This is a genomic window from Mesotoga sp. UBA6090, assembly GCF_002435945.1.
Taxonomy (GTDB): domain Bacteria; phylum Thermotogota; class Thermotogae; order Petrotogales; family Kosmotogaceae; genus Mesotoga.
In genome coordinates this window covers 25323-49841 of sequence record NZ_DIXC01000003.1, presented here as the reverse complement: position 1 = coordinate 49841, position 24519 = coordinate 25323, and the positions used below count along the sequence as shown (strand labels likewise).

General features: G+C 46.9%; 19 protein-coding genes and 1 pseudogene. 9 read left to right on the top strand and 11 right to left on the bottom strand.

Annotated elements, in window-relative coordinates:
- Window positions 1–356: 356 nt before the first annotated feature.
- From B3K42_RS00525 to B3K42_RS00505, 5 genes are all read right to left on the bottom strand, one after another.
- Window positions 357–1478 (bottom strand): aminotransferase class I/II-fold pyridoxal phosphate-dependent enzyme, encoded by a 1122-nt coding sequence (locus B3K42_RS00525; RefSeq protein WP_110991208.1) that lies wholly within the window; start codon window positions 1476–1478, stop codon window positions 357–359.
- Window positions 1479–1588: 110 nt separating this feature from the next.
- Complete coding sequence (locus B3K42_RS00520; protein WP_110991207.1) at window positions 1589–2872, bottom strand: histidine kinase dimerization/phospho-acceptor domain-containing protein; 1284 nt, start codon at window positions 2870–2872, stop codon at window positions 1589–1591.
- Window positions 2862–3548: a response regulator transcription factor gene (locus B3K42_RS00515; RefSeq protein WP_110991206.1), complete on the bottom strand. Its 687-nt coding sequence runs from the start codon at window positions 3546–3548 to the stop codon at window positions 2862–2864. Before B3K42_RS00515 ends, B3K42_RS00520 begins: the two co-directional genes overlap by 11 nt.
- A 6-nt stretch (window positions 3549–3554) precedes the next feature.
- Window positions 3555–4229 carry a hypothetical protein gene (locus B3K42_RS00510; RefSeq protein WP_110991205.1) on the bottom strand — a complete coding sequence of 225 codons (675 nt, stop codon included), beginning with the start codon at window positions 4227–4229 and terminating at the stop codon, window positions 3555–3557.
- Between the two features lie 121 nt (window positions 4230–4350).
- Complete coding sequence (locus tag B3K42_RS00505) at window positions 4351–5235, bottom strand: DUF4382 domain-containing protein (protein ID WP_292596228.1); 885 nt, start codon at window positions 5233–5235, stop codon at window positions 4351–4353.
- Between the two features lie 325 nt (window positions 5236–5560).
- On the opposite strand from B3K42_RS00505, the pseudogene B3K42_RS00500 reads away from it, so the two are divergent.
- Window positions 5561–6112, top strand: a pseudogene (locus B3K42_RS00500) (acyl-CoA dehydratase activase-related protein); the annotation flags it as partial.
- Between the two features lie 236 nt (window positions 6113–6348).
- On the opposite strand, the gene B3K42_RS00495 reads toward B3K42_RS00500, so the two are convergent.
- The 5 genes from B3K42_RS00495 to B3K42_RS00475 form a co-directional block, all read right to left on the bottom strand.
- The gene (locus B3K42_RS00495; RefSeq protein WP_292596226.1) at window positions 6349–7542 is read right to left on the bottom strand and encodes an FprA family A-type flavoprotein; all 1194 of its coding nucleotides are present in this window, start codon (window positions 7540–7542) and stop codon (window positions 6349–6351) included.
- A 79-nt stretch (window positions 7543–7621) separates the two neighbouring features.
- Window positions 7622–8683 (bottom strand): ABC transporter permease, encoded by a 1062-nt coding sequence (locus B3K42_RS00490; RefSeq protein WP_292596224.1) that lies wholly within the window; start codon window positions 8681–8683, stop codon window positions 7622–7624.
- Window positions 8676–9839, bottom strand: a complete 1164-nt coding sequence (locus B3K42_RS00485) for an ABC transporter permease (protein WP_292596221.1) — start codon at window positions 9837–9839, stop codon at window positions 8676–8678. The genes B3K42_RS00490 and B3K42_RS00485 overlap by 8 nt, the downstream gene beginning before the upstream one ends.
- A gap of 9 nt (window positions 9840–9848) precedes the next feature.
- Entirely contained in the window at window positions 9849–10742 is an 894-nt protein-coding gene (locus tag B3K42_RS00480; protein ID WP_414674481.1) for an ABC transporter ATP-binding protein, read from the bottom strand.
- Window positions 10743–10846: 104 nt separating this feature from the next.
- Window positions 10847–12613 carry an ATPase gene (locus tag B3K42_RS00475; protein ID WP_292596217.1) on the bottom strand — a complete coding sequence of 589 codons (1767 nt, stop codon included), beginning with the start codon at window positions 12611–12613 and terminating at the stop codon, window positions 10847–10849.
- Window positions 12614–13147: 534 nt separating this feature from the next.
- Between B3K42_RS00475 and B3K42_RS00470 the strand changes: the two genes are divergently transcribed.
- Window positions 13148–14422: a fasciclin domain-containing protein gene (locus tag B3K42_RS00470; protein ID WP_292596215.1), complete on the top strand. Its 1275-nt coding sequence runs from the start codon at window positions 13148–13150 to the stop codon at window positions 14420–14422.
- A 1-nt stretch (window position 14423) separates the two neighbouring features.
- Here the strand turns inward: B3K42_RS00470 and B3K42_RS00465 are convergent, their stop codons facing one another.
- Window positions 14424–15365, bottom strand: a complete 942-nt coding sequence (locus tag B3K42_RS00465) for a hypothetical protein (protein ID WP_292596213.1) — start codon at window positions 15363–15365, stop codon at window positions 14424–14426.
- A gap of 394 nt (window positions 15366–15759) precedes the next feature.
- Here B3K42_RS00465 and B3K42_RS00460 point away from each other — a divergent pair, with 394 nt between their 5' ends.
- From B3K42_RS00460 to B3K42_RS00430, 7 genes are all read left to right on the top strand, one after another.
- Window positions 15760–16881 (top strand): succinylglutamate desuccinylase/aspartoacylase domain-containing protein, encoded by a 1122-nt coding sequence (locus B3K42_RS00460; protein WP_292596210.1) that lies wholly within the window; start codon window positions 15760–15762, stop codon window positions 16879–16881.
- A gap of 32 nt (window positions 16882–16913) precedes the next feature.
- Window positions 16914–18653: a gamma-glutamyltransferase gene (gene ggt, locus B3K42_RS00455; RefSeq protein WP_292596208.1), complete on the top strand. Its 1740-nt coding sequence runs from the start codon at window positions 16914–16916 to the stop codon at window positions 18651–18653.
- A 22-nt stretch (window positions 18654–18675) separates the two neighbouring features.
- A complete protein-coding gene (locus tag B3K42_RS00450) occupies window positions 18676–19239 on the top strand; it encodes a DUF6305 family protein (RefSeq protein ID WP_292596206.1) in 564 nt (187 codons plus the stop codon).
- A 56-nt stretch (window positions 19240–19295) separates the two neighbouring features.
- The gene (locus B3K42_RS00445; protein WP_292596204.1) at window positions 19296–20363 is read left to right on the top strand and encodes a succinylglutamate desuccinylase/aspartoacylase family protein; all 1068 of its coding nucleotides are present in this window, start codon (window positions 19296–19298) and stop codon (window positions 20361–20363) included.
- Window positions 20364–20373: 10 nt separating this feature from the next.
- Window positions 20374–21738 carry a TRAP transporter large permease subunit gene (locus B3K42_RS00440; RefSeq protein WP_292596203.1) on the top strand — a complete coding sequence of 455 codons (1365 nt, stop codon included), beginning with the start codon at window positions 20374–20376 and terminating at the stop codon, window positions 21736–21738.
- A gap of 209 nt (window positions 21739–21947) precedes the next feature.
- A complete protein-coding gene (locus B3K42_RS00435; RefSeq protein WP_292596201.1) occupies window positions 21948–23195 on the top strand; it encodes an MFS transporter in 1248 nt (415 codons plus the stop codon).
- 33 nt (window positions 23196–23228) lie between these two features.
- Window positions 23229–24350: a hypothetical protein gene (locus B3K42_RS00430; RefSeq protein ID WP_292596199.1), complete on the top strand. Its 1122-nt coding sequence runs from the start codon at window positions 23229–23231 to the stop codon at window positions 24348–24350.
- The last annotated feature ends 169 nt before the right edge of the window (window positions 24351–24519 follow it).

Sequence of the window (24519 nt, the reverse complement as noted above, 5' to 3'; positions counted from 1 at the left end):
GTTCTGAGAGAGCCTGGGGGTGAAACCCCCCTGGGCTACTCACCAGATCCAAGTTGCCAGAATCAGAAGAACGATACCAGTTTTCGGTTGGCCGTTCTCCGAGAAGAGTTGGTCGCTCTTAAGAGCCCCCTCTCCGTTCGGCGATTATAGCTTCATCCAGAATCATAGAGGAAAGAAAAAAGACGCTCTAAAAGCGTCTTCACTCGTAATAATATCACGAATAATCGTTAAAGTCAACCGGTCTTGCTGTTGCCGGTAGGTTAAGAAATCTCGCTCGGGGATCCGTAATTCTTTTGGCTTTGTCGATCTGAATTTATTATTCACATATAGACAACAGTGGTCGCTTAAATGAATAATCATCTATCGGATGACTCCAGAAACTCATCCAGCCGGTCCAACCCTTCTGCGAAGCTCTTTCGGCCGAATCCCATTCTAAAAAAGCCGCCTTCAAAATCGTACATCGATCCGGGAAGAAGTAAAATTCCCGCGCTTTCCAGGACCGCCGAGCAGAAGTCTTCAACATCCCCTCCAACGAAATGTACAAAAGCTATGGGTCCTGCCTTTGGCCTCGAAACTTTGAACTCCGACGAGTGCTTCTCGAAGAATAGGGCAGCTCGATCCCAGTTCTCAACAACTATCGCTCTGTTCCTTTTCAGGATCTTGTCACCTACACACAGCGCCTTCCAGGCAAGATACTCCGAGGGCGCGCTGTTACAGATCGTAGTGTAATGTTTGAATCTAGTCATTGATTCCAGGACACTTTTGTTGTGAGATACAACCCAGCCGATTCTCAACCCGGCCAATCCGTAAGATTTCGACATCACACCCAGTGCAAGAGAGTTGTCGGAAATATCTGCAAAGGACTCCTGCTTCTCTATGGATTGATCAAGCTCAAGCCCTCTGTAGACCTCGTCGGAGAAAACGAAAATCCCCCTTTCTTCGGTAAAGGAAGCGATCTTCATCAGATCTCTGTTAGAAACAAGGTATCCGGTCGGGTTATTAGGATTGTTTATCACAACCAGTTTAGTTTCTGGGCGAACAAGATCCCTCAGCTCATCTACATCAAAGCTCCATTCTTCACCGCTTCTTCTCAGTTCCCAGCGGGTCACTTCACATCCGATTGCGTTGGCGACTTCGTACAGTGACTGATAAACTGGAAACTGGCAGATCACATGGTCGCCTTTCTGAAGAAAGACATTCATGAAGTTGAAGATCGCCTCTTCAGCGCCTGAGTGAACCAGAACCTCGTCCGTTTTGACGCTCGCGTAAAGCCTGGCAATTTGCGCCCTCAAATCGCGATTGCCGGGAACTTCGGTGTAGCCAAGCCACGTATCCATGAACTTCGAGGGGGGTTCCCCGTTCATTTTCAGCAACTCGCCGATCGTCATGGCTTCACAGTCAGACTGAGCAAGAAGGTGTGGTGCGTCGAACTCGTGCTTTTCAAAGTAAACTTCCAGTTTGAAATCATTTAGCTTCATTTTCTTCCTCCGGCTGTCAGTGATACTCGATCTTACCAGACTACTCTCAAACTGGAACCTATGAATGGATGCAGACGACGAGTCGGCCGGCTTCCAGGACGTGTCTTATGCTATTGAGAACAGGTCTCACAGGGAAATTCGATCATGAATCTATTGACACCCTCTTTATGTTCGTAATCAAGCCTAAGATTGTGCGCACGCAAAATCGACAAGACCACTCTCAGACCGAGACCGTATCCCTGACCTTTCACTTCCTTCACGGATTCTTCAAGGTTCATGAAATCGACGGCTTTTCCCTTGTTGGAAACAGATAACAGAGAGAATTCCTCTTCACGGGTCAGCCTGATCTCCACAGAGTCGTCCGTAGAATACTTGCAGGCATTGTCAAGAAGATTCATTACAACGTGCTCGATCATGTATCCGGAGGCATTAATCATTATCTCGGGGAGGATCTGTATTTCAATCTCTTTGTCGGGATGAAGAATCATGATCTTCTCAGTAGTCTTCAAGACAAGTCGGGAGAGATCTATCTCTATCTTCTCGATTGGTACCGAAGTCTCTGAGCGCGACAGAAGCAGATACTCTTCAGAGAGTCTTATGAGCTTTTCCACTTCCTCAAGGGTTTCTCTCAAGGCTTCGTGCATACTCTCTTCCGAAGAATTGCCGGTCAAAGAGAGCTGAAGATTCGATTTCATTACTGCGAGGGGCGTTCTCAACTCGTGAGCGATTCTTGAAGAGAACTGCTTTGCATCGTTAATCAACTGCTCTATTCTACTCAGCGCCTTATTGATTTCGCTTTCCAGCTTTGAAACCTCGTCTCCACTCTTCTTCAGCACAATTCTGGCATCCTTTAGTCCCGTTCTGCTGATTAGCTCCATTTGGTTGCCGGCCTCTTCAAAAGGTCTTATCAGTTTTCTCGTGAATATTGTTCCAATGAGGCTTACGGCCAACAGGATCGATAACGAGGAAAAGACCACTACTGCAAGAACAAACTTCAGATACTCCTCAGACTTTTCGAGATTGTAGAAAGTCACGAATCTCTCTTCGGCTCCTTCGATAAGCTCGACAGTCGCTCTATATCGATGGTCACCTTTTGTGCCGATTCCTGCAACTTCCTTGAACAGTTCCGGTTCAGCCCGAAAACTCGCTACTGGTTCATCTTCTATGTATATGGCGAATCCAAAGTCTTCATTTCCCGCAAGGCTCAGAAGTCTGTTTTCTTGACCTGCGAATTTGTACGTGTTGACTATATCGTTATGAAATGATAGGAGAAGATTATCTATCCTGCGAAATTCCAGATTCCTCAGGACAAAAAAGACCGTCAGGCCCAGTGAAATCACCACGGTGCCGTAAGTTACAAGGTAAAGGAGTGAGATCTTTCCCCTAACCGTCATCTGCCAAGCTCCTGAATCTGTACCCCTTTCCCGGAACTGTCTCGATCATGTTATACATCCCCGCCGATTCGAGTTTCCGTCTTATGTAGTTAATATAGACATCAACAATATTGCTGCGCGGTTCAAAGCCTGTTTCCCAGATCTTGTCGGTTATCTCTTCTCTGGAGAACACGGTTCCCGGGTTGCGGAAGAGCAGTGCGAGGATCGAAACCTCTCTCGAGGTTAGGTCCAATCTTCCCCCGGAGCAGGCGAAGACTTCCTTTCTCGAATCGTAACGTAGAGGACCGTACTGAACTATCGACTCTATCTTCAGCTGATTCCGTCTTACAAGAGCTCTTACTCTGGCTTCTAGCTCACGCAGATCGAATGGTTTGGGAACGTAATCATCGGCTCCGATCTCAAGTCCTTCAATCCTGTTGTCAACTTCGCCCAGTGCGGTGATTATTATTATAGGAACATTGGACTTTATCTCTTCTCTCAGAAAGCGGCAGAATTCATAACCGTTCATGCCGGGCAGGAGGACATCGAGAACAATGCAATCATAGCTACGCTCAAGGGCAAGATCAAGTCCTTCTTCTGCGTTCTGAGAGGCATCCACAAGAAATCCCGAACGCTCAAAAAAGGAGACGACATTATCGAGAAGTCTTTTCTCATCTTCAACTATCAAGAGTTTCATCGAGCATCAATTCTTTCCGTTTTCTTTGCCGGGAGGAGTGTCTGGCTTGCCCGGATCGTTGGGCTTACCTGGATCGTCGGGCTTGCCTGGATCCTTGGGTTTGCTTGGATCATCGGGTTTGCCTGGCTTTTCCGAAGGAGTCAAATCCTCTTCCTCGCCCAGTGCTTTCTCCAGTCTTTTGCTGGCCTCCTCAAGCGCCTTCTCATTTGCCATTACATTTAGCGTTGAAGCAAAACTGCTTCCTAACCTGTAAGATTTCGTCTCGGTTATTACATGCCAGAAGTGACCGTTCTCTTCCTGTACAAGAAAGATACCGCGAACCTCCTCCCTTGACTGTATAGAAACAAGAGAGAAAGCGTCAATCATCTTTACTTCTGATGAAATGCCGACCTCGCTAGCTTCGCTTATTTCTGAAATCTCACCATCTGAAGAGAGCGTGACTACTCTGGAGTCGGTCACAACCCTTACCAACCCTTCGGGAAGAACAAACATAGCGAGAATCTCGCCAGCAGCTATCTGCTGCACCTTCAGAATTAAGGTGATGCTGACTGATAGCTCAAAGTCCCCGCCCCCAACCAGGTAACCAAGCAAAGACTGCTCGCTTTCAAGCACAGTACCAACCGAAAGTGCGGCTGAAAACATAAAAACAATAGCGGAGACAAGACAAATGACTCTCTTCATATGAGCTTCACCTTCACTTCCGCAAACCAATGGCAGTATTGAACAGATGAACCCCTCGTGCTTTCCAGTTAATCAATCCAAACTCCTTGATGACAAATCGAGATTTAACTCTTTGCAACACCTATTTCTCAACCAAGACAATTGTACCAAGATCGACGTCTTTGTCTGCAACGGTAACTGAAATGGATTGATATCTGGATTCGCTTTCATCGACCGAGAATCCCTCATCCCCGTAATTGTCGAAGAACTCCAGTCTATACTCCCCCGGGCCAACCTTGCAGAATCTGAATTCGCCTGCTTCCCAAATCGGATTGTCGATATGGGTAAACGTCGTAAGAGCCTCGTCTTCACCTTCGGGAAACAGCGCTACAAGGAGAGGCAACTGATCCGAAGAGACAATTCCCGTTACATCAAAAAGGCTTCCGTGGCGAACATGGATTACGGGCGTCATGTGGACCTTGTCTTCGTGGCTCTTCTTCTCGCCTGAGATCTCAGCTTCACTGACGATGTCCTCCCACCGGCCGTTGATTTTCAGTGACTTTGACAAGTCAAAGTCAAGAACAACGTTCGTCACAGAACCTTCGATGATCTCGAGGCCCAGATTGTTGATCTTCAGTGATCCAGAGTTGACGGTGACTGGATAGACTATCTCATTGGCGGTCATAGTTGCCGCAGACACTTCTATCCGCAACTGGTTATATACACCGACGACTCCTGTAGTGTCGGGCAGTTCGAAAGTCGTTCCCACCAGAGTAAGAATGTCTACTTCAAATGGTTCGTCCACAATCACAAAAGGCTCGTATTCATCTGGAGGAACCTCCTCGGACCCATAGAGCTTTATGCTTTCAATCCTTACCATAAGAGAGTCAATCTCTTCGATAGGGATTACCGCATCGGTAAGAACAACTCTCACCGTTCCCCTGTCAGCCTCTGGCAAAGTAAGATCCACGCACCCAGAGAAGAAAAACGCAAAGACCAAGACAATCAAGAATAGTAGCTTTTTCATTTTCTTTACCTCCCTTCTTCGTTTGGTATTGAACCAAGTTTATCCAGGATGTTATTAAAGAGAGATTAAACCGACGCTCGCAGGAGTTGTCCGAACCTGGTCCTGATCAGAAGCTACTACATTGCCAGCATTGTTCCAGTCGACAACGGGTGCTATATTTTATATTGGCCAAATGTCAGGACCTGTCGGTACGGGCCAGTGAGGAAGAGATAAGTTGAAGATAGGAATACCTGGAGCTCTCTTATATTATTATTACGGGCCGTACCGGGTCCATCTGTTTGAAGAACTGGGAATAGAGGTAATCACAACGTAAAAGACCGACAAGAAGACGATTGAGAGAGGGATCGGGGTTTCGGTTCCCGAGATCAGCGTTCCAATCAAGATATACAACGGTCACGTCCTCAGGTTGGTCGATCAGGGCGTTGATTACGTATTTGTGCCTAGAATGGTTTCAGTTGAGAAGGGCAAGTACTTTTGCCCCAAGTTCATGGGACTACCCGACATGTTAGAACATGGAATCCCGGCCGCCAGGTCGAAGTTGCTCGCACTTGAGATTCAGAGCAACACTGAAGACATCACTTCACCAAGGTTGATTTGTCTCATTGCCGGGAAACTGGGTGTCTCCAGGAGCGAGATCCGAAGAGCCAGTCATTCCTCAGCTAGGAGATGGAAGAAGTTCAGAAATCTCTGCCTGGAAGGTAAGACCATCAAAAAGGCGTGGGCCGAACTCGACGGGGGTGCCATAGGCCCGCGATTCTCGCTCTCGAAGAGATTGAGAGAAAAACTGTGGAATCTTCCTTCAAGTTTGACTATCTCAATCTCGATTTCAGGCCTTCCAGCTTCATTTGCAACGGTTGTTCGAACAGCTGCGAGGTAATCGACGCGAAAGCCGACGGAGAAATAATCGCAGTTTGGGGCGACCGGTGCGGCAAACGGCAGGAGCAGCTTAGAAGAAAGGAAAGAGCCTCTACTACCTGAGAGGCTCCTTGTCGTTCCTTCTGAAATCCTTAAAGATGAGCTATTCAGTATGAAATAGATCTTTCGATGATATGCGCCGATCACACTTCTCACAGAATGTGTCCCGATCGACTTTGCAGAAGGAGAGGCAGCAATTCATGACCTTATCGCCGCTGCCATGTTCAGACCCAGTTCAACGCACTTGTCGAGATCCTCTTGCGTTGGACAACTCTTCGACTCAATCACCGGGCCCACCTGATCGCACTTCGATCTCGAAGCGAACTGCTGAAGTTCTTTCAGGGCTCCCCCGCTCCAGGTATAGGAACCGAAAACTCCTATCTTGTGATTTTTCATCATCCTGTTCTCTATCGCGCTAACCAGTTGCTTCATCGGAGGGAAGAGCTCCGCATTATAGGTACAACTCCCCATCACTAGGCCCTTGTATCTCCAGATGTCTCTTATGATAAACGAAATGTGCGTCGTAGAGATATTGTGAACCCTGACTCTCTCGACGCCTCCCTCGACAAGACCGGAAGCCACCGCCTCCATCATTTTCTGTGTGTTTCCATACATTGAACCGTATACCAGAACGACGCCTTCCTCTGTCTCCTGTCTGCTCCAGCGATCGTAAAGATCGAGAATCCTTGAAGGGTTCTTTCTCCAAACGGGTCCGTGAGTAGCGCAGATAACCTTTATGTCAACACCTTTGAGTTTTTCGAAGGCCTTCTGAACCATTGCACTGTATCTACCGACTATGTTTGAGAAGTACCTGAGCACCTCGTCCTCGAAAAAATCGACATCAACTTCGTCGTCAAATATCCCGCCGTTCAGTGTGCCGAAACCTCCAAAAGCATCTCCGGAAAACAGCACCCCCGTGGTCTTTTCAAGTGTCATCATCGTCTCTGGCCAGTGCACCATAGGGGTCATGTAGAACCGGAGGATCTTTGAACCAATGCTCAACTCCTCGCCATCCTTGACTGCGAATGTATTGTCTGCTACACCATAAAATGCATTGAGCATGTCTATCGTTTTCTCATTTCCGACCACACTCATTTCAGGGAAGGCCTCTTTAAGGACCTTGATCGAACCGGAGTGATCTGGCTCCATATGATTAACCACGAGATAATCGATCTTCTTTCCAGCGGGAAGAAGCGACTTTATCTTGTCGAGATATGCCGAGAAAAAAGGCCCCTTGACAGTGTCGATGAGAACGACCTTTTCATCGATCAGAATATATGAGTTGTAGGAAACTCCTCTTGGAAGCGGCCATAGGGCCTCGAAAAGATGAGTCTCAAAGTCATTCACTCCTATCCAGTGGATCCCTTCAGCGATTTTTACAGTTTCACTCACTCAAAAAGCCTCCTTTCAGATTCTTTATATAAACATTGTTTGATCATGTTTTCTCGAAGAACAAATCATGCGCTCTTTCTCAAGAAGCGCTCAAATAACGCTTTCCAGTGAAGTAAAGAAGCAATACTCCACTGAAAGACAGCACGATATTAGTAATAACAAAGTACGCTGTGGAAACCAATTCTATCCCAAGCGAATGTCTTATTAGTTCAGCCACGTACTTTACGGGAAGAAAGATCGATATAGTTCTCAGATAACCGGGCAGGAATGTCAGTGGAAAGTATATTCCTGCAAGAAAGATCATTATCACCATAAGTATACTGGCTGCCGAATCGGCCGTTTCCGGATTCCTGAAGAGAAGTGTAAGGAAAAGGCCAAGAGCCATCATCCCGAGAGTTGATGAAACTATCGATATAAGGAAAAGCGGCCAATCAATCTGAAAGCTTGTCTTGAACAAGAGTCTGCTTACTAACAAGATCAGGATGATTGACACCAGACTGACCAGGAATCTCGTCAGAGTGCTTCCAAGAATGAAAGTCATGGGTTTGAGCGGAGTGATCTTGAATCTATCAAGTACTCCCCTCTTTCTGTACCTTCCAAAGACGCTGATCACTGAAAACATTCCGGCCGAAAGGAGTGAGATTGCTACGACGCCTGACATCATATAATCGACATCGGTTGCGCGAACTCTTCCGGCTGTCTCGGGAATGTTCTCAACAACAATCACCGATTTCACATTGTTGATTTTCTTCTCAACGGCCGCCGAGATACTTGCCCTTGCCATTTCTATTGTACTAAGTTGACCAACATCACCCTCACGGTAGAGATAGGAGATTTTCTCGCCATCGAATGTAACTCCCAGCAAGATATCCCCGCTTCTTATCTCTTCTTCCAGGCTCGTCTCATCATCGAAGTGGCTTAGTCTCCATGCCCCCGTCTCCTCGATAACCGGAGAAATATCGTAACTTCCGGTCTGATACAGCCCTACGGAGGGCTTTTGATAATCACTGGAGCCACCGAAAAAGAAACCGAAGAGCAGGAATATCATTGGGAAGAACAGCGTGAAAAAGACTTCCAGCTTGTTTCTGAACGCTTCCTTTGCAAAGGCGATGAAGACAGCTTTCAACTTGTTTCTACTCATAGCCCATCACCTTCTTGAAATTCACGGCAAAAACGACCAGTGAGAATGTGGTCCAGATTAGAGGTACCGCTATCAGCCAGCCAACCGAAAGCGGCGCGAACTGGTAGCCCATTACCCTTCTACTTAGCTCAACAAGATAGGTGGTTGGTAATGCGTAGACCAACCAACGGATACCCCATGGGAGATCGAATACGGGGAAGTAAAGGCCCCCGAGAAACATCATTATCTGGTACAAGCTCTGCCCAAGAACGCTAACTGTTGAGAGCTTCTTTGAGAAGGAAGCTATCATTAGACCGAAAGATACCGTAACAATCATTGAGAAGAGCAGAGTCAAGATGAACCTGATATCGAAGATTGAACCGCCCACCCTGTACACAAAAGTGGCCATAAGGTACAGAAGTATTAATGAGATCAGCATAGTTATTATCAATTTGAACAAGTGACCCGCGAAGTATTCAAGAGATCTCAAAGGAGTTGTGTAGAGTTTCTTATTCACACCGGACACTCTGTACTGAATTAGACCAAAGGGGCTGTTTAGAAGAGCTACCGAGAGAATCATCATCAAGGCAACCCCCGGAAAGATGTACTCTTTGTAGTCAAAGGGCTGTTCTTCAATTGCGGAGATAACTCTGGTCTCCGTGACAATATCGAGAAAATCTCCCTCGCCCCGCCGTTCGATCTCGAGATTCACTTCGTTTATTACTTCCTCGATAATGCTCGAAGCGATTGTGGACGATTCCTTGCCGCTGATATAGTGAACTTGAAGGGGCACTTCTCCCATCTTGAGTGCCAGCGCGCTTGTCATTTTAGCGTTGGTTCCGGCGGGAATGACGAGCACGATATCCTGTCTTCCCTCTCTAAGATCAACTAGAGCATCATCGATTGACCCATACTCCTTCTTGACAAACGGACCGCTCTCCGAGGAGATCCCTTCAATGACTTCATCGATAATCTTTCCAAATCCCGCAAGATTTTCCTCCCTCACAATCCCGATTCTGAAACTCACTCCCTGAGTATCGTTCCCGTAAAAGGACCCGAAAACCGATGTCAGGATGAAGTAGAGAATCAACGGAAATATGAAACTCCAGAACATTACCTGGAACTCTCTGATTTCGCTCTTGAAAAGCCCTGACGTGAAATTCCACAATCTGCTCATGGAATCACCTCAGTCCCTCAGTTTTCTGCCGGTAAGGGTGATGAAGACATCCTCCAGATTGGGCTTTCGAATCGTAACGTCGTCCAGGAGTAGACCAAACTTCTTGGATCTCTCGAAAAGCCTGCCTAGAATTCTCTCTACATCCCTCGTTGTCACCGAATACTCGCGGTTCTCAACATGTTGAAGACCTTCCATATCCAGAAATTCCTTAGGTACTGGATCCTCTCCCTGAACACCGAAAGTGACGATATTCTCAGCATCGATAGAGTCAATGAGCTCATCCAAAGTCCCTCTAGCGATTATCTTCCCGTAATCCATTATGATTATTCTGTCGGCCAATCTCTCTGCCTCTTCCATGTAATGAGTCGTAAGGATTATCGTCTTTTCCTTCTTCTTCAGAGCCAATATCGTCTCCCACAACATTCTCCTTGCCTGAGGATCCAGTCCGGTAGTCGGTTCATCCAGAAATACTACTCTCGGATCATTTACAAGAGCCACTGCAACCGCCAATCTCTGGAGCTGACCTCCCGAAAGATTCTTGGTGTAGGTTTTCTCTTTATCTTCCAGTGAGACCTCTTCGATCAGGTCTTTTGATGGAATACTCTTCCGGTAAAGACCTCTGAAAAGGTCAAGAGTCTCCTTCACAGAGAGATATTCGAAAAAACTAGACGACTGGAGCTGAACTCCGATCTCCTCCTTCACTCTTTCACTGGAAGGAGGGAGTTTCTCCTCGAAATACTCTATCTTACCTGCGTCGGGTTTTCTCAATCCTTCGAGCATCTCCACAGTTGTGGTCTTGCCGGCACCGTTGGGACCCAAAATGGCTAGCACTTCTCCCTCTCTGAGATCGAATTCAATTCCGTCAACGGCCTTTGTTTCGCCATAATATTTCCGGAGATTCATCACTTCAATTACGGTTTTCGACACTTCTATCACCACCCAACCGATACGTCTGTCATCGCCAATACTTATAGATTCTACCAGCTGTAGCAGGTATTAGCTCTATCTCAATCCTGCTCGTCTATAGCCTTCAACAAAGCCTTCGCGGCTCGCATAGGCCCGTCCATCTCGAATCCCGGTATTCCTAACCTCGTCCTGACCTCGCCAACGGTTACCCCCGCTTCTATCATGGCTTTTAGATAACGATCGGCTATTACCTCATGTTTATCTCGCCTTTGAATTGCTCCAAAAGGATTCGCGAAGTAACTGTAGGTCAGACCCTTTTCGGATGTAGTCCCTTTGGCTATCCTGGCGCCCATCGAAAAGACCTTCGCCGCTTCGGCAGGGTCACTGAAAATGCGAAGGTCGTCCTCGGTGTTCTCGTCGAAGTTGTTCGCATAGAGGAAATAATCAATCTTTGTCGGCTTAATTATCTCCGTATAGTTGGAATAGGGGACAATCACCCTGGCGTTTATCTCGTTAGGGTTCATGAATATGCTTCGATCCATCGTTGAATAGGCGTACCCCGGCTGAAGATCATCCAGACGCACAAAGGCTCCTGTCTCAGTACCGTAAGCGACCACGGAACCGGATGAAGTTATGTCGAGAGATCCCATGTCATCGATCAAGATGTTTACCTCGGACACTTCCGAAGAAAGCCTGTTCAAAGCGTCGAGGGTTTCGGACTTACCGGCTCCGCTGTCGCCAATCAGCATTACGTTGGCCTTCTCCCCATTCCTAAGTTTTATGTTCGCCAGGGCACCGTGAATCGGCAACCTTCCCTCGTCGATAACAAGAAGATTGTGAATCGTGAGTATCATCTTCTTCATATACCCAAAATAGTCGATCGTGGGATCGTCTCCGACTACGCCCACATAAGTGCCGTCGTCTTCTCTGTAAATAACTCCGTTGAAGTCCCCTGTCTCTTCGAAGAGAGAGTTGTCTAATCCCAAAACGTATATGCCATCTGGCTTCTTGTGCTTGACGATATCGAAGCTTGCGAGCTCGAATAGATTCCCCAGACCGGCGGCCAGAGCCAGGTACTCTTTGTTGACCACCACGAAGACAAGTTTGGAGCCTACGTGAATGGGGAACAAGAACCAGTCTTTTCCCGAAGAAATATCCAGTCTTCTCAGAACGGGCTTGTCGTATACCTTAAACAATCCCTGTCTTTTGTTTGACCTGGTATAGAAGATTACCGGCGGCTCGAAGACTATACTCCAGACGCATGCCATGTCGTACAGAAAGTCGGCTCCGGCTACCCTAACTCTCTCATCTACTTCAGGGCGGTCCACAATGAATCCCACCTGAGCACCCCCCGGCTCCTGTCTCAAAATCTTGAGTCTGACGTCGGAAACATTTATCAGTATCTGCCTGTAAAGGCTGAGTACTAAACCCTTGAGATCGGTGTTAGTTCTTACAAGAACCATCTGCTTGAAAATTCTATCGAAGCGATTCGGGGTGTACTCATCCCTCTTGACAATGAATCTGTGCTTGTTTCTCCACAGAGAAAACAAGCTCTCGACAAACCTTACAAGAAGTTCTTTCTTGTTGCTCATCTTTGGGAAGGAATAATACGGCGAACCGTCAATCTTCTCAATCGGATCGATCGTAAGTGCAAGAAGAAGCTCTATAATCCCCTCGATATCGTACTTTCTGGAAATATCTACCGTATCTGTATTCTTCAAGAACGGCTCGAACAATGAAAGAAGCGAATTCTTCTTTTCTTCCGAGTCCCTTATCAACTCGTCGAGAATCTCTTTGAAGGTGTTGCTGTTAAGTATTTGAGAAGAAGCATTGTATGCTACTTCACCATTAATCAGAATACTCCTCATTGATCATGGCCTCCTCATTTCAATGTAAGTATATTATACTTGCAGGTCCGTTGATTTCCTTTCGTTTCAGTGAAGATCGTACAATTCAAGCGTTTGGCCGGCAAAGTGAACCTTCGGGCGGTTCGTCTTCAAATGAAATTCAACTTCTCTTCGAGTCGACGATATTGCTGTTTGTCCGCTCTCCAATTGGAGCAATGAGTTTTCATTCCAATATTTGTTATAGCAGGGTAAATATAAGAAGCAACTTACAAAGAACAGTGCTAGAATTCAAGTGATGCGGACATGAGCCGCGAGGAAAAGAGGTGTCCAGTATGGCGGACAAGAAGAAAGAAGTTAAGAAAGAAGCAAGAAAAGAAACCAAGAAAGAAAAACCAAAGAAGTAATTCCTCCAATACCTACTCCGGGAGGCGGGTGAAGATTGCCCGCCTCCCGTTTTCATTTATACACACCTCACTTTGCTCCGGGAAATAAGATATTCGATGTAGAATCCTGATGTGAGCGACTTCTTCTAAGTCAAGAAGGGAGGGTGAAGCGATGAGAAAAAGAATAGGTTTGCTGGTTCTGTTTCTTGCAGTAATAATAGCATTTGGACAGAAAGACATTCTTTCAACCCTGCACGATGTTGAACAGTTGAGTACCCTTACCGAAATGGTTCAAGTTGCGGGACTTGACGATCTTCTTTCCGGTCCGGGACCCTTCACATTATTTGCACCTAACGACAGTGCCTTTCTGCAGCTGCCGAATAAGACTGCGGAAGACCTTTCAAACAACCTGTCTTTTATGCGGAGAGTTCTTCTCTTCCACATAGTTCGAGGAAGCCTATGCTCTCAAGTGATCGTCCAGAATCCAGAGCTTGAGACGCTTCTCGGTCAGTCACTTGCGATCGATTCAAGAGGCGGAATTAGAGTTGACGGTTCAACGATGGTGGTCAGGGACATCCAGGCATCGAACGGCACTATTCATGTAGTAGATTCGGTTATATTCCCCCGTGAAGAACCCGACATCGCTCAGGTAATGAGGAATACCGGAATACTGGACGTGGCAATATCTGCTTTTGAAGAGACGGCCGTTGTGGATGCTTTGAAAGGTGAGGGCCCGATGACCGTCTTCGTGCCGAGCGATGTTGCCTTTGCCAGAATACCGCGTGAAACAATGGAAGCTCTACTAAGTGACATGGAATGGCTAAGAGAGGTGCTTCTTTATCACATATCGGAAGGTCTCTTCGCAACTGGTGATTTGATCTTTGAAAACGAATTGAGATCGTTGCAAGGAGAGATAATTGAGGTGAAAGTAGCTGAGTCAGGACTCTGCGTGCAAAACACTCTAATAAGCGTGCCCGACATAGAGGCCAGAAACGGAATCATTCACGTTATCGATCATGTGATGTTCCCCCGGAATTCGCGAAGAAACCTGCCATCAATCAAGGAGACTCTAGAAGAAAAGGGATTCGATCTCATGCGGTCGCTTCTCGAAACACTGGATCTAGATATCCAATCAAATGAGAAGCATCGTATCACCGTCTTTGCTGTACCAAATGAGGCACTCCTCAATCTCGAAGAGTATCCTAAGTTGATTTCCAGCGACCGAGAATCCCTGGAGAAACTGCTCGCCTTTCACGTCATTCCAAACGAATACCTCCATTCTGAACTGAGGATCGCTCAGACAATATTTGCAGCTAATGGAAAGCCCTTGAACATAAGGATAAGTGATCAGTCAACCGTAAACGGAATCCCGATAATCGAAAGAGATATTCTGTGCAGAGACGGAGTAATCCATGTAATCGAATCTCCTTTAATGCTGGAACGGTAGTCTATTTAGCAGCTCTCTTTCGGATAATCATCTTTCCGAGGGATACCAATCCCCTCGATGAGGCCACGCTTCCAAAGGCAAGCGTTCCAAGTTTTCCGCCGGCTCCTCCGAAGTGATTCGCGCTATATATGAACATTATCCCCATAATCAGTCCACTGAAGAGGACTGCCGTTTCGCTTCTTAACTTCTCTCTGGAGGACATGCCAACAAAGGAGGCAGCCATCACAACGGCCGCCAGTACTGCCGCGTTTTCGGCACCAAATGCGGGAAGGAGTAGCCCTCCAAGCAGACCGACCAAACTGGAGGCAAATACAGGGCCGTTTCTCAGCCTAATGCTTAGTAAATAGGTTAGGACGGCCGCGCCAAGACTGAAGAGCATTATGCTGACTCCAAAGTGACGAAATTCCACGAGCTCATCGAGCAACCTGCATCTGGAACTGATTGAAACAAGTATCCAGCTACTAAAGGCTATCGCTCCGAGCTTCCCGCCATATCCCTTGAACACATCCCTTGTCAAAAAGAATATTGTACCCGCGATCACTCCTGCAATGACAGTGTGTCCGAAATCATGAAGTACATCGGGAGAGACCATCCCGACAAAGGCTCCGCAATAGACCTCCACAGCATATTCCTTCACAGTGGCAGCACCGACGAGACCGACAAGCGAAGCTGCAATAATAGCCCCTAGGCCGAGGTAAATGTTGGCGAAATATGCCGAAAGTGTGCCTGCAACAACCGCTATCAACACCATCGGGTATCCCTTCAGTTCCTTCGGGACCGGTTGTTTTGCCGGTAACTCCCGGAAAGCTTCCCAGACGAAACCTACGACGATTATGGAAAGAAAGGGGACCATGAAGCTCTCCGATTCAAGCGACGAAACTGCCGTTTGAACAAAGAGAAGAAGAGTCATGAAGACCAGTATCGTGAATCCCAACCATCTCATCTTCAGCCTCCAAAGCATCTGTAAGAGAGTATTAGCCCGTATTGGTTCCCGAGCGTAATTCTTACATCAAGATTCTAGTTCGTACACTTAACACACATGGGTCGATTCAGTTATCACTTGCCGTACAAAGTCAATTGTGAAAAATCAGGCAAATGCTGAAGCAGTTTCCCTCTTTTCGAGTCATTTATCTTCTCGTCAATGATAGGTTGATATTTCTGTAAAGACCATTTTAAGTGCGATTAGGTAGTATAATGATTATATCGTACCATCATTTTTGAGCCCCCAGATTACTGATTAAGTCTCAATGACCTCGAGGTGTTTTTTCTGCCTGGCTCCTTGATACAAGGATTATTCATTATCAGATAATCTTCCAGGGCGGAAAGGGTTGGTATCCTTGAAAAGACATTTCAAATTCCTGATTTTCGTTGCTATTGTTGCAGTGGTTGTGGTTTTATCAGCCTTTTCATTTACCGCCATGTGGGAAGATCCACCGATTATTCCCGGCTCCGGCGTGACGGAAATCAGAATGTTGAGCGAATGGCTGCCCTCTATTGAAGGCACGATGCTGGACACTGAGGTTTATGTGATCAACGGCTCCGAAGAGGGGGGAAAGTTTCTCCTTCTCGGCGGGACGCATCCCAACGAACCAGGCGGTACTCTTGCAGCAGTTGTCTTTATCGAGAACGTGTCTGCAGTTTCGGGAACTATTTATGTGATACCTAGATCCAATCACAGCGCCTTTACCCACAATGATGCGATGGAAGGTTCTCCTCAATTCTTTTCAATACAATTGCCTGACGGCTCGCAGAGAGTCTTCAGATTCGGTTCACGGAGAACTAATCCCATTTCTCAGTGGCCCGATCCAACAATATATCTTCACCCGACGGGAGCCACTCTTGGAGGCGGAGAAGTTTCTAACCTGAACAGGACCTTCCCCGGACGAGAAGACGGTTATTCTACCGAAAAGGTAGCTGCCGCTATTATGAATCTTGTGCTTGAAGAGGAGATAGATCTGGTCTGCGATCTGCACGAGTCTTCACCGGAATATCCAGTAAACAATGCAATCGTCTTTCACCAGGATTCCGCAGAATTGGCAATTATGACTCAGATGATGCTCGAGATGGAAGGTGTCGACATCAGACTTGAAGAGTCTCCAGTCAATCTCAGAGGGCTTACTCACAGAGAGATCGGAGATAATTCAGACGCTCAAGTTGTTCTCCTCGAAGTATCTAACCCTTCCCAGGGAAGACTGCGGGGAAAGACAACGGAAGATCTCGTTACAAAGGGAATCGACAAGTTCTATTTGCAGGCTTCCAAAGACGGGAAATTGTTCGCTCCATATAACGAAACCGGATATCCTCTTGATCTCAGAGTCGCGAGACATGTGGCAACAATCAGAGTTCTGATCGATTCCTGGAACATGATGTTTCCCGAGAGGATGATCCTTCTTTCGGACATTCCGCCCTACGAGGGGCTGGTTGATGGTCTGGGGACTTATCTCAATCCAGTTTCATGAGAAACACACATTTCTAGATTGGAGGGGAAAGAATGAAAAAAGTAGTATTACTTGTTACACTTATCGCCTTTGCATTTACGGCCTCGTTTGCTACCGTAACTGCTCCGACAGTTGCCTCGAGCAACGGAATGGTGGCTGCAGTCAACAATTACGCAGCTGAAGTCGGCGCAAGGATTCTCGAGATGGGAGGAAATGCTGTTGACGCTGCGATTGCAGTGAGTTTTGCTCTTGGCGTTGTCGAACCCTACGCGTCCGGTTTAGGCGGAGAAGGCTATGCCGTAATCACAATGGCCGATGGAAGCAAATTCGCTATCGACTTCAGGAGCGCCGCTCCGATGGCTGCCTCTTACGATGCTCTTTCAGAGCTCGGACTGACCTTAAGCAAAGCAAATTACACTCCAAGGGGGGCCTGTGTTCCAGGAGTTCTTGCCGGAATAAAGAAAGCCTGGCTGCTCGGAGCAACAATGCCTCTTAAAGATCTTATCCAGCCGGCAATCGATCTTGCAAGAGATGGATTCATAGTTGACGAGACGTTCGCCCAGACAACTTCCGACAAATACGAGCTGGTACTCAAGAACGGCTTCGATTTCTTGAACGAAGGTTTTGTCTGGGAAGTCGGGTCAGTATTCACAAATCCTCAGCTGGCAGAGACTCTTGAAAGGATAAAAGAGGAAGGCATCGATACATTCTACACGGGAAGCCTAGCAGATGAGATCGAAGAGTTCATGATTGAGAATAACGGTTTCATGAGGAAATCAGATCTCGAGATGTACAGTGCGATCGTAAGGGAACCACTTCACGGGACTTACAGAGGTTACGACTTATACGTTCCACATCCGCCGGTTTCCGGCCCTCAGTTTATCGCCGTTCTCAATACTCTTGAGAACTACAATCTTCCTGCAATGAGCTGGGACGATCCTCTGGCAGTTCACATTATTCAACAGGCACTTGTTCTTGGAGACGTCGACAGGAGAGCCTACATAAGCGATCCCGAGTTCTACGACCTCCCTTACGAAGCCTTCATGAACAAAGAATATGCGAAAACAAGATTCATGGTGATCGATCTGTCACAGGCCTTCGATCCCGCTTCTTACTACGACTATCAGGGAAACGCTTACCCCTTCGCCGACGGATCGTCGTACGAAGAGGTTCTTCTCGAAGCTCTCGAGTCGGTAGCCGCTAATGAAAGCGGAGTAGAAGAATCGCCATCGACAACCCATTTCTCTATTGTTGACAAAGACGGAAACGCCGTAGCCTGGACCCAGACGATCTCGAGCTTCTTCGGTACAAGCGTTTATTTCAAGGGTTTCTTCTTCAACAACGAAATGGCCAACTTCGCTTCCTCATACAGAGAAGGAGACGTCATCAACCTTACCGGCGGAATGAGACCGCGAACGACTATCTGCCCGACAATAATTCAGAAAGATGGAAAGGTTCGCTGGGTAATCGGTACACCTGGAGGCGGAAGAATAATCTCCACCATGGTTCAGCTGGCGGTTGACCTGATTGACTTCAACATGCCTGTGGACCAGGCAATAAGAACTCCCAAGTTCGTAGGATACACAACTTACAAGGATCTTAGAATTGAAGAAGGCTATCCGCAGACCACTCTTGACTTCCTCGAAAAGGTTCTTGGCCACGATCTAAATGTGTACTCCTACCCCGATCTCTTCTTTGGCGGCCCGAATCTTGTTTCTGTTGAAGAAAACGGTTTGATGATTGGAGCCGGCTCCATAAGAAGATTAGGATCTGCTTCTGCACCAGAATTTTAAGAAATAGAAAGGATGATGTGATTTGAAAAGGTTACTTATTGTATTTCTGATTATCGGCGTCGTGTCTGTAGGATTTGCTGCAGATGGGACCGAGCAAGGATTCATTCTTGAAGAACCCGTTGCAGTTACTTCGGCCGGGCAGTCTCCCGGTGCGCTACAGTTCACAGTAGTTGCAAAGATGATCAAGCTGCAATACACTTTTGAAAAGCTTCTTAGCGTTGAGACCGTAGAAATCTCTCAGTTCAAGACCCTTGTGCTGGTCGTTGGAGCCAGTGGAAAGGGCCTTGGGGCTGCCAACATAGATATCGAGGCAGAGATCCTGAGAGTGAAGTCACTCGCCGAAGCGGCAGAAGAAAGTGGTGTAAAGGTAGTTATCTGCAATCTTGAAGGCGAATCTAGAAGGGGGCCGTCTTCCGACAGAATAGTCACCGAACTCGCACCTTTTGCAGACGCATACTTTGTAAAATCAGACGCTGATCAAGACGGTTTCTTCACTACGTTCAGCGAAGAGGCCGGAGTACCCCTGGCAACTTTCGAAAAGACAGTTGACCTGAAAGACGTACTGGCCAAATACTTCGGCAAATAGCAATATGAATAGAAGGGGCGCACTCCTGCGCCCCTTATTTCTTTGGAGGAAAACTAATGAGAATAAAAGCAATTCTACTTGTGGTTCTATTTCTGACTTCCGCACTCTTCGGAACTTTTTTCAGACCGGATGTGCGTCCCGGATACGGTGTTACCGACATCGGCTGGTTGTCTGACTATTTCTCTCCACTGCGAAACACGAATATGGATACTCCCGTGTATTTCATGGACAGCGGCGTCGAAGGACCGACCTTTCTTCTAATGGGAGGAACCCATGCGAGAGAGATCTCGGGCACAACGGCAGCGATAGTCTTCATAGAGAATGTTATAGTTACGAAAGGCAGGGTAATCGTAGTTCCCTTTTCAAATATCAGCGCGGCTTCAATAGCTGACGAGACGGGAAAGTCACCTCATCTGATACCGATTGAAAGCAGATCCGGCTCAAGGTTCCTAGTGTACGGCGACAGAAGAACCGATCCGCTTGATCAGGGCATTCCTGATCCTGAGATCTTCAAACATACTCAATCTGATTTCACTCTCGATGATGGGGCGGAATCCAGGAATTTGAACAGGCAGTATCCGGGAGTTGCAGACGGAAATCCTACTCAGCAGCTTGCCTACGCAATAATCCAGCTCGTAAAAACCGAGAACGTAGATTTCAATCTTGACATGCATGAGAGCGGAACGCCTGACAGCTACATCGACAGCAAGGGAAATCAACGATCAGGTAGCAGCCTGGCTTACACACTGGTCTGTCATCCTGATGCTCTGGAAATCGGGGCGGTTGCAATAATGGAGATTGAGGCATACTACGGAGTCTCAATGAAGTTGGAAGAATCAAACAAGGCCTTCAGAGGTCTCAGCCATCTTGAGATACGAGATGCCACAGGCTCGCTTTCATTCCTTTCGGAGACACCAAATCCAGGACAGGATTCATGGAGAGATAGATTTGATGTTATCAACGATCCCGATTATCCGTTGAGCCATAGGGCAGGTTTACAGCTTCAGATAATAAGATCTCTGTTCGGTGCTTACGAAATGATGATTGGTGAAACGGTAGAGGTCGAAAATCTTCCTTCTTATGAGGAAGTCATGCAGAATGGGATATTCTCTTACTTGAACTGAATTTCCGGGGGTGAATGTCATCTATACGCCTGAAGTCTGGTATTTTTTAGTAATGCTGATAACGTTCGTGGGTCTGGCAATTATTAAGATCCCAATTTCCGTTTCATTGATGTTCTCCGCACTTGCTGGCTCAATAGTCTTCGGGGAGTTCTTCCCTCTAAGGCATCTCGTGGAAGGTGGATTTGGCTACATTGACACCATACTTGTGATTGGCTCTGCGATGATTTTCATGGAATCGATCAAAGTGTCTGGCCTTCTTGATACAATTGCAGGCAACATGACGATCGCCCTTCACAAGAAACCAACCTTTCTTCTCGTATTGCTCACTTTCTTCATAATGATTGCGGGCATGATAACCGGGTCGTCAACGGCTACAGTCCTTACTACCGGTGCAATTGCCTTCCCGGTGCTGAAGAATCTCGGATTGAGCAAGCGAAGAGCTGGTTCTATAATCGCAATGAGCGGAATCTACGGCATGATAGCACCTCCGATCAACTTGCCCGCAATGATCATCGGTCAGGGCGTCGACATGCCTTACATTGGATTCACTACCCCTCTTCTTCTTATGACTTTTCCCCTGGCAATTGTCACCTCGCTCATAATCGGAGCTCGCGAGGTAAAACCGGTCGATCTCGAGGAATTCAGGAAAACCAGAGAGAGGGAACCGATCAAGGGCTTTGCAGTGTACTTGCCTCTGATTCTCATGGTAATACTTATGGTTCTGGAAAACGTGAGCTGGGGCTTCTCCCTCGGTCTGCCCCTGATTTTCATGCTCTCCGCGATAGTCGCAACAATAACGGGGGCAAAAGGCAATCTATTGAGGATCTCAATATCGGCCATACAGAACTCTCTTGGAATTCTATCAATACTCATCGGCGTGGGAATGTTTATTCAGATCATGACACTGAACGGCGTCCGGGGTCTTATTGTGGGCTTCCTCAACGGCCTTCCGCAAGGAGCTCTACTGGCCGGAATCGCTCTGGGTATTCCGGCCTTTGGCGCTGTCTCATCTTATGGCTCAGCTTCGGTGCTTGGAGTTCCCTTCTTGCTTGCCTTTCTTGGCAACAACGATATCGTCGTCTGTTCGGCTCTTTCTCTGCTCGCCGGCCTTGGAGATATGGTGCCGCCAACGGCCCTTGCGGGCATATTCGCCGCTCATGTTGTCGGAGAGAAGAACTATTTCAAGATCTGGCTAAGCTCGATGCCCGCCTTTTTCATTACGATGATATTCGCTACCATTACCATAATCCACTCGAACGCGGTGGGAAGATTCGCAAACAGCTGGTACTTCTATCCAGTTTTCATAGTTGGTCTTGTAATCGTTGCGGTCGCGCTTCTTTTGGTAGATAAGGGAAAGGAGATGCCGGTGTCGTGACATTCCTATATATTGCGATTGCAGTTTATCTTGCTTCCGTTCTAATTTATTCGGCTTATAAAACTGCGAAGAAATGGGAGTGGGTCATGAGCGCTATGATACTCATCCCGCTAATCTTAAGGATCTTTCTTATTAAGTAGAACTACCGCACCCGGAGAGTTTTTCCAGAGTATAATTTCTCTAGGTAAACTCTTCGGGAGGGGTAGTAGTTGCAGATTAAACGAGACAGTCAATTCTACAGATTCGCTGCGTACGGTTTTCTGAAGAACCTTCGTTTCTTTGATCCATTCTTGATACTATTCTTCAGGGAGATGGGCCTTTCCTTTCTTCAGATAGGAACTCTTATATCCGTAAGAGAAGTAGCCACAAATTTCCTTGAGCTCCCAACTGGAATAATCGCCGACTTGTACGGCAGAAGGTTATCCATGGTGCTGTCAATGGTGTCCTATCTTTCATCTTTTATGATCTTTTACTTTTTTCCCAGTTTCTATGTCTATATGATAGCCATGATAGCTTTCGCGTTCGGAGAGGCTTTCCGTACAGGAACTCACAAAGCGATGATACTGGAATATTTGAGAATCAATGAGATGACCGACATGAAGGTTCATTACTACGGAGCGACTCGAGCGGCATCACAGTTTGGATCGGCAATCAATGCTTTAATAGCCGCCTTTCTGGTATTCTACTCTGGCAGCTACAAGATAGTATTCCTTGCTTCTGTCCTGCCTTATGCCGCCAATCTCGTCAACCTGATGCTCTATCCCAAGGAACTTGACGGCGAGTTGAGATCCGGAGAAAAAAGAGAAACGATCAAAGCCTTTCTGGGGATTTTCAGGAATGGAGACGCTCTCAAAGGAGTGCTAAATTCCTCTCTTTACGATGCGTTTTTCAAAGTTGTTAAGGAATATCTTCAACCGATCCTCAAAGCCCTGGCTCTCGGACTACCAATAATGATAGCCTTCAGCGCAGAACAGAGGACGTCCGTAATCGTAGGCATAGTATACTTCGTGATCTACATTGCCACAAGCTATGCCTCCAAAAACGCTGGAAGACTAAGCGGCAAGTTTGGAAATGAAGCGAGAGCCCTAAATTACACGTATATTTTCGGTGCAGTTCTAATCATATTTAGCGGTCTGCTTCAGATCTTCGCGTTGCAGGTCTTGGCTGTTGTCATCTTCTTCTTTTTGTTCATCCTTGAGAACTTTAGACGCCCCATCAACATAAGCTATATCAGCGATAACATTGATCACAAAACGATGGCTTCCGGTCTCTCGGTAGAATCACAGTTGAAGACTCTGCTGATGGCGATATTCGCTCCCTTGATTGGCTTCATGGCCGACAAACTGGGAGTAGGTTCGGCAATTACGATAGCCGGGGCAGCTATGCTGGGCCTCTTCGCCTTCGTTAAACTTAACCCTCCTAAAACAGTCAAAGGGAGTGAAAGGGAAGGTGCCTAGTGAACAATAAAAGTCGAACGGAGGTGATATCTTTTGAGAAGCGCATGCTTAGTGATCATTATGTTTCTTCTTTCCACGACAGCACTAGCTGTTGATTCAGACATTGAGAGTGCTTCAGGAAACATCGAAAGGATAACTGTTAGCCAGGTTATCTATAGCGAAGAGGCCGGCGTCGCGAAACCACAGAAAAGGGAGACAAAGAGAATAGAGGTATTCTCTGAGCAAGGATTGCCGGTTATTACCGCACTTCACACGAACGGAAAGGAATACAGCAGAGTCGAATATACCTACGATACCGCTGGCCTGGTTCTGGAGAGTCGATATTACAGGAACGCAAGTGCAAACTTCACTTCCAAAACACAGTTCAGCTATGATTCTTCCGGTAGAGTCATAGAAGAGAAGACATATGACTACTGGCCCCCGCTTCTTGGACCACACAGACTGGTTGAAAGAGTCGAGATCACTTATGAACTGGAAGGTCGGGAGATTCTCAGAGTCAGAACAAATCAACTCGGTGCGGTTCTCTCAAAGACCAAACTCATTCTTGACGAAGACGGTAGAGTTCTGGAAGAATCGGTTTTTGATGGAAGCAACAAGCTCACTTCCAGGGTAATTTATGAATATGACGACTTTCGTCTTTCGAAGATCGGTTCAATGAACAACTTGCTTTCTCTGAACGAAGAAACGATAATCAGTGATGTGGATTTCATTTTCGATAGAAAAATCAATACTCTGTCAGGCGAATCAGTCGTTCAGAGTCTGAGAAGAGTGTCGGACGGGTACTTTGAAATTGTCGAAAAGCATGAAGTGGGCGGGGAAGCTGAAGGGAACGTTCAGGTTTCACTCCCTGTGGAGCCCTTCTATGTTTCTCGAGAATACTCGGGCTCTCTGAAGACGGCCATTTGGAGGAATGCTGAGGGAGATGTCGTTCTTCTCGAGGCCTTCTGCGGAGACGAAACATTGGTAATTGCCGAATACAGTTATGATTCAACCGGCTTGCTTACCTCCAGGGAATACATTTCGGGAGAACTCCACCTAAGGATCGACTACACTTTCGATTCTCGAGGAAACTGGATTGAAGAACGGCTGTATAAGGAGGAAAGCGATAAGTTCAGGCTCTTGTCAGCAATTGAGAGGATAATCGAATACTATTGAAGTGAGCTGGCCGTCATAGATGATAGATCCGGAATTCCTCACAACGACTTTCGTCGTTACTGGCGTCGAGAGCTGCATAAACAGGTAGATCGAATAAGAAGCTAATGTGTCCCAAGAAATCTCAGTTTGATCTTCTTCAAGATTGAACGGAGTATCTCTTTGCGAAAAC

What these genes read in the sequence shown, in the direction of transcription:
- B3K42_RS00525 (WP_110991208.1), bottom strand. Translation starts at nt 1,478, where the DNA reads ATGAAGCTAAATGATTTCAAACTGGAAGTTTACTTTGAAAAGCACGAG.
- B3K42_RS00520 (WP_110991207.1), bottom strand. Translation starts at nt 2,872, where the DNA reads ATGACGGTTAGGGGAAAGATCTCACTCCTTTACCTTGTAACTTACGGC.
- B3K42_RS00515 (WP_110991206.1), bottom strand. Translation starts at nt 3,548, where the DNA reads ATGAAACTCTTGATAGTTGAAGATGAGAAAAGACTTCTCGATAATGTC.
- B3K42_RS00510 (WP_110991205.1), bottom strand. Translation starts at nt 4,229, where the DNA reads ATGAAGAGAGTCATTTGTCTTGTCTCCGCTATTGTTTTTATGTTTTCA.
- B3K42_RS00505 (WP_292596228.1), bottom strand. Translation starts at nt 5,235, where the DNA reads ATGAAAAAGCTACTATTCTTGATTGTCTTGGTCTTTGCGTTTTTCTTC.
- B3K42_RS00490 (WP_292596224.1), bottom strand. Translation starts at nt 8,683, where the DNA reads ATGAGTAGAAACAAGTTGAAAGCTGTCTTCATCGCCTTTGCAAAGGAA.
- B3K42_RS00485 (WP_292596221.1), bottom strand. Translation starts at nt 9,839, where the DNA reads ATGAGCAGATTGTGGAATTTCACGTCAGGGCTTTTCAAGAGCGAAATC.
- B3K42_RS00480 (WP_414674481.1), bottom strand. Translation starts at nt 10,742, where the DNA reads ATGAATCTCCGGAAATATTATGGCGAAACAAAGGCCGTTGACGGAATT.
- B3K42_RS00475 (WP_292596217.1), bottom strand. Translation starts at nt 12,613, where the DNA reads ATGAGGAGTATTCTGATTAATGGTGAAGTAGCATACAATGCTTCTTCT.
- B3K42_RS00470 (WP_292596215.1), top strand. Translation starts at nt 13,148, where the DNA reads ATGAGAAAAAGAATAGGTTTGCTGGTTCTGTTTCTTGCAGTAATAATA.
- B3K42_RS00465 (WP_292596213.1), bottom strand. Translation starts at nt 15,365, where the DNA reads ATGAGATGGTTGGGATTCACGATACTGGTCTTCATGACTCTTCTTCTC.
- ggt (WP_292596208.1), top strand. Translation starts at nt 16,914, where the DNA reads ATGAAAAAAGTAGTATTACTTGTTACACTTATCGCCTTTGCATTTACG.
- B3K42_RS00445 (WP_292596204.1), top strand. Translation starts at nt 19,296, where the DNA reads ATGAGAATAAAAGCAATTCTACTTGTGGTTCTATTTCTGACTTCCGCA.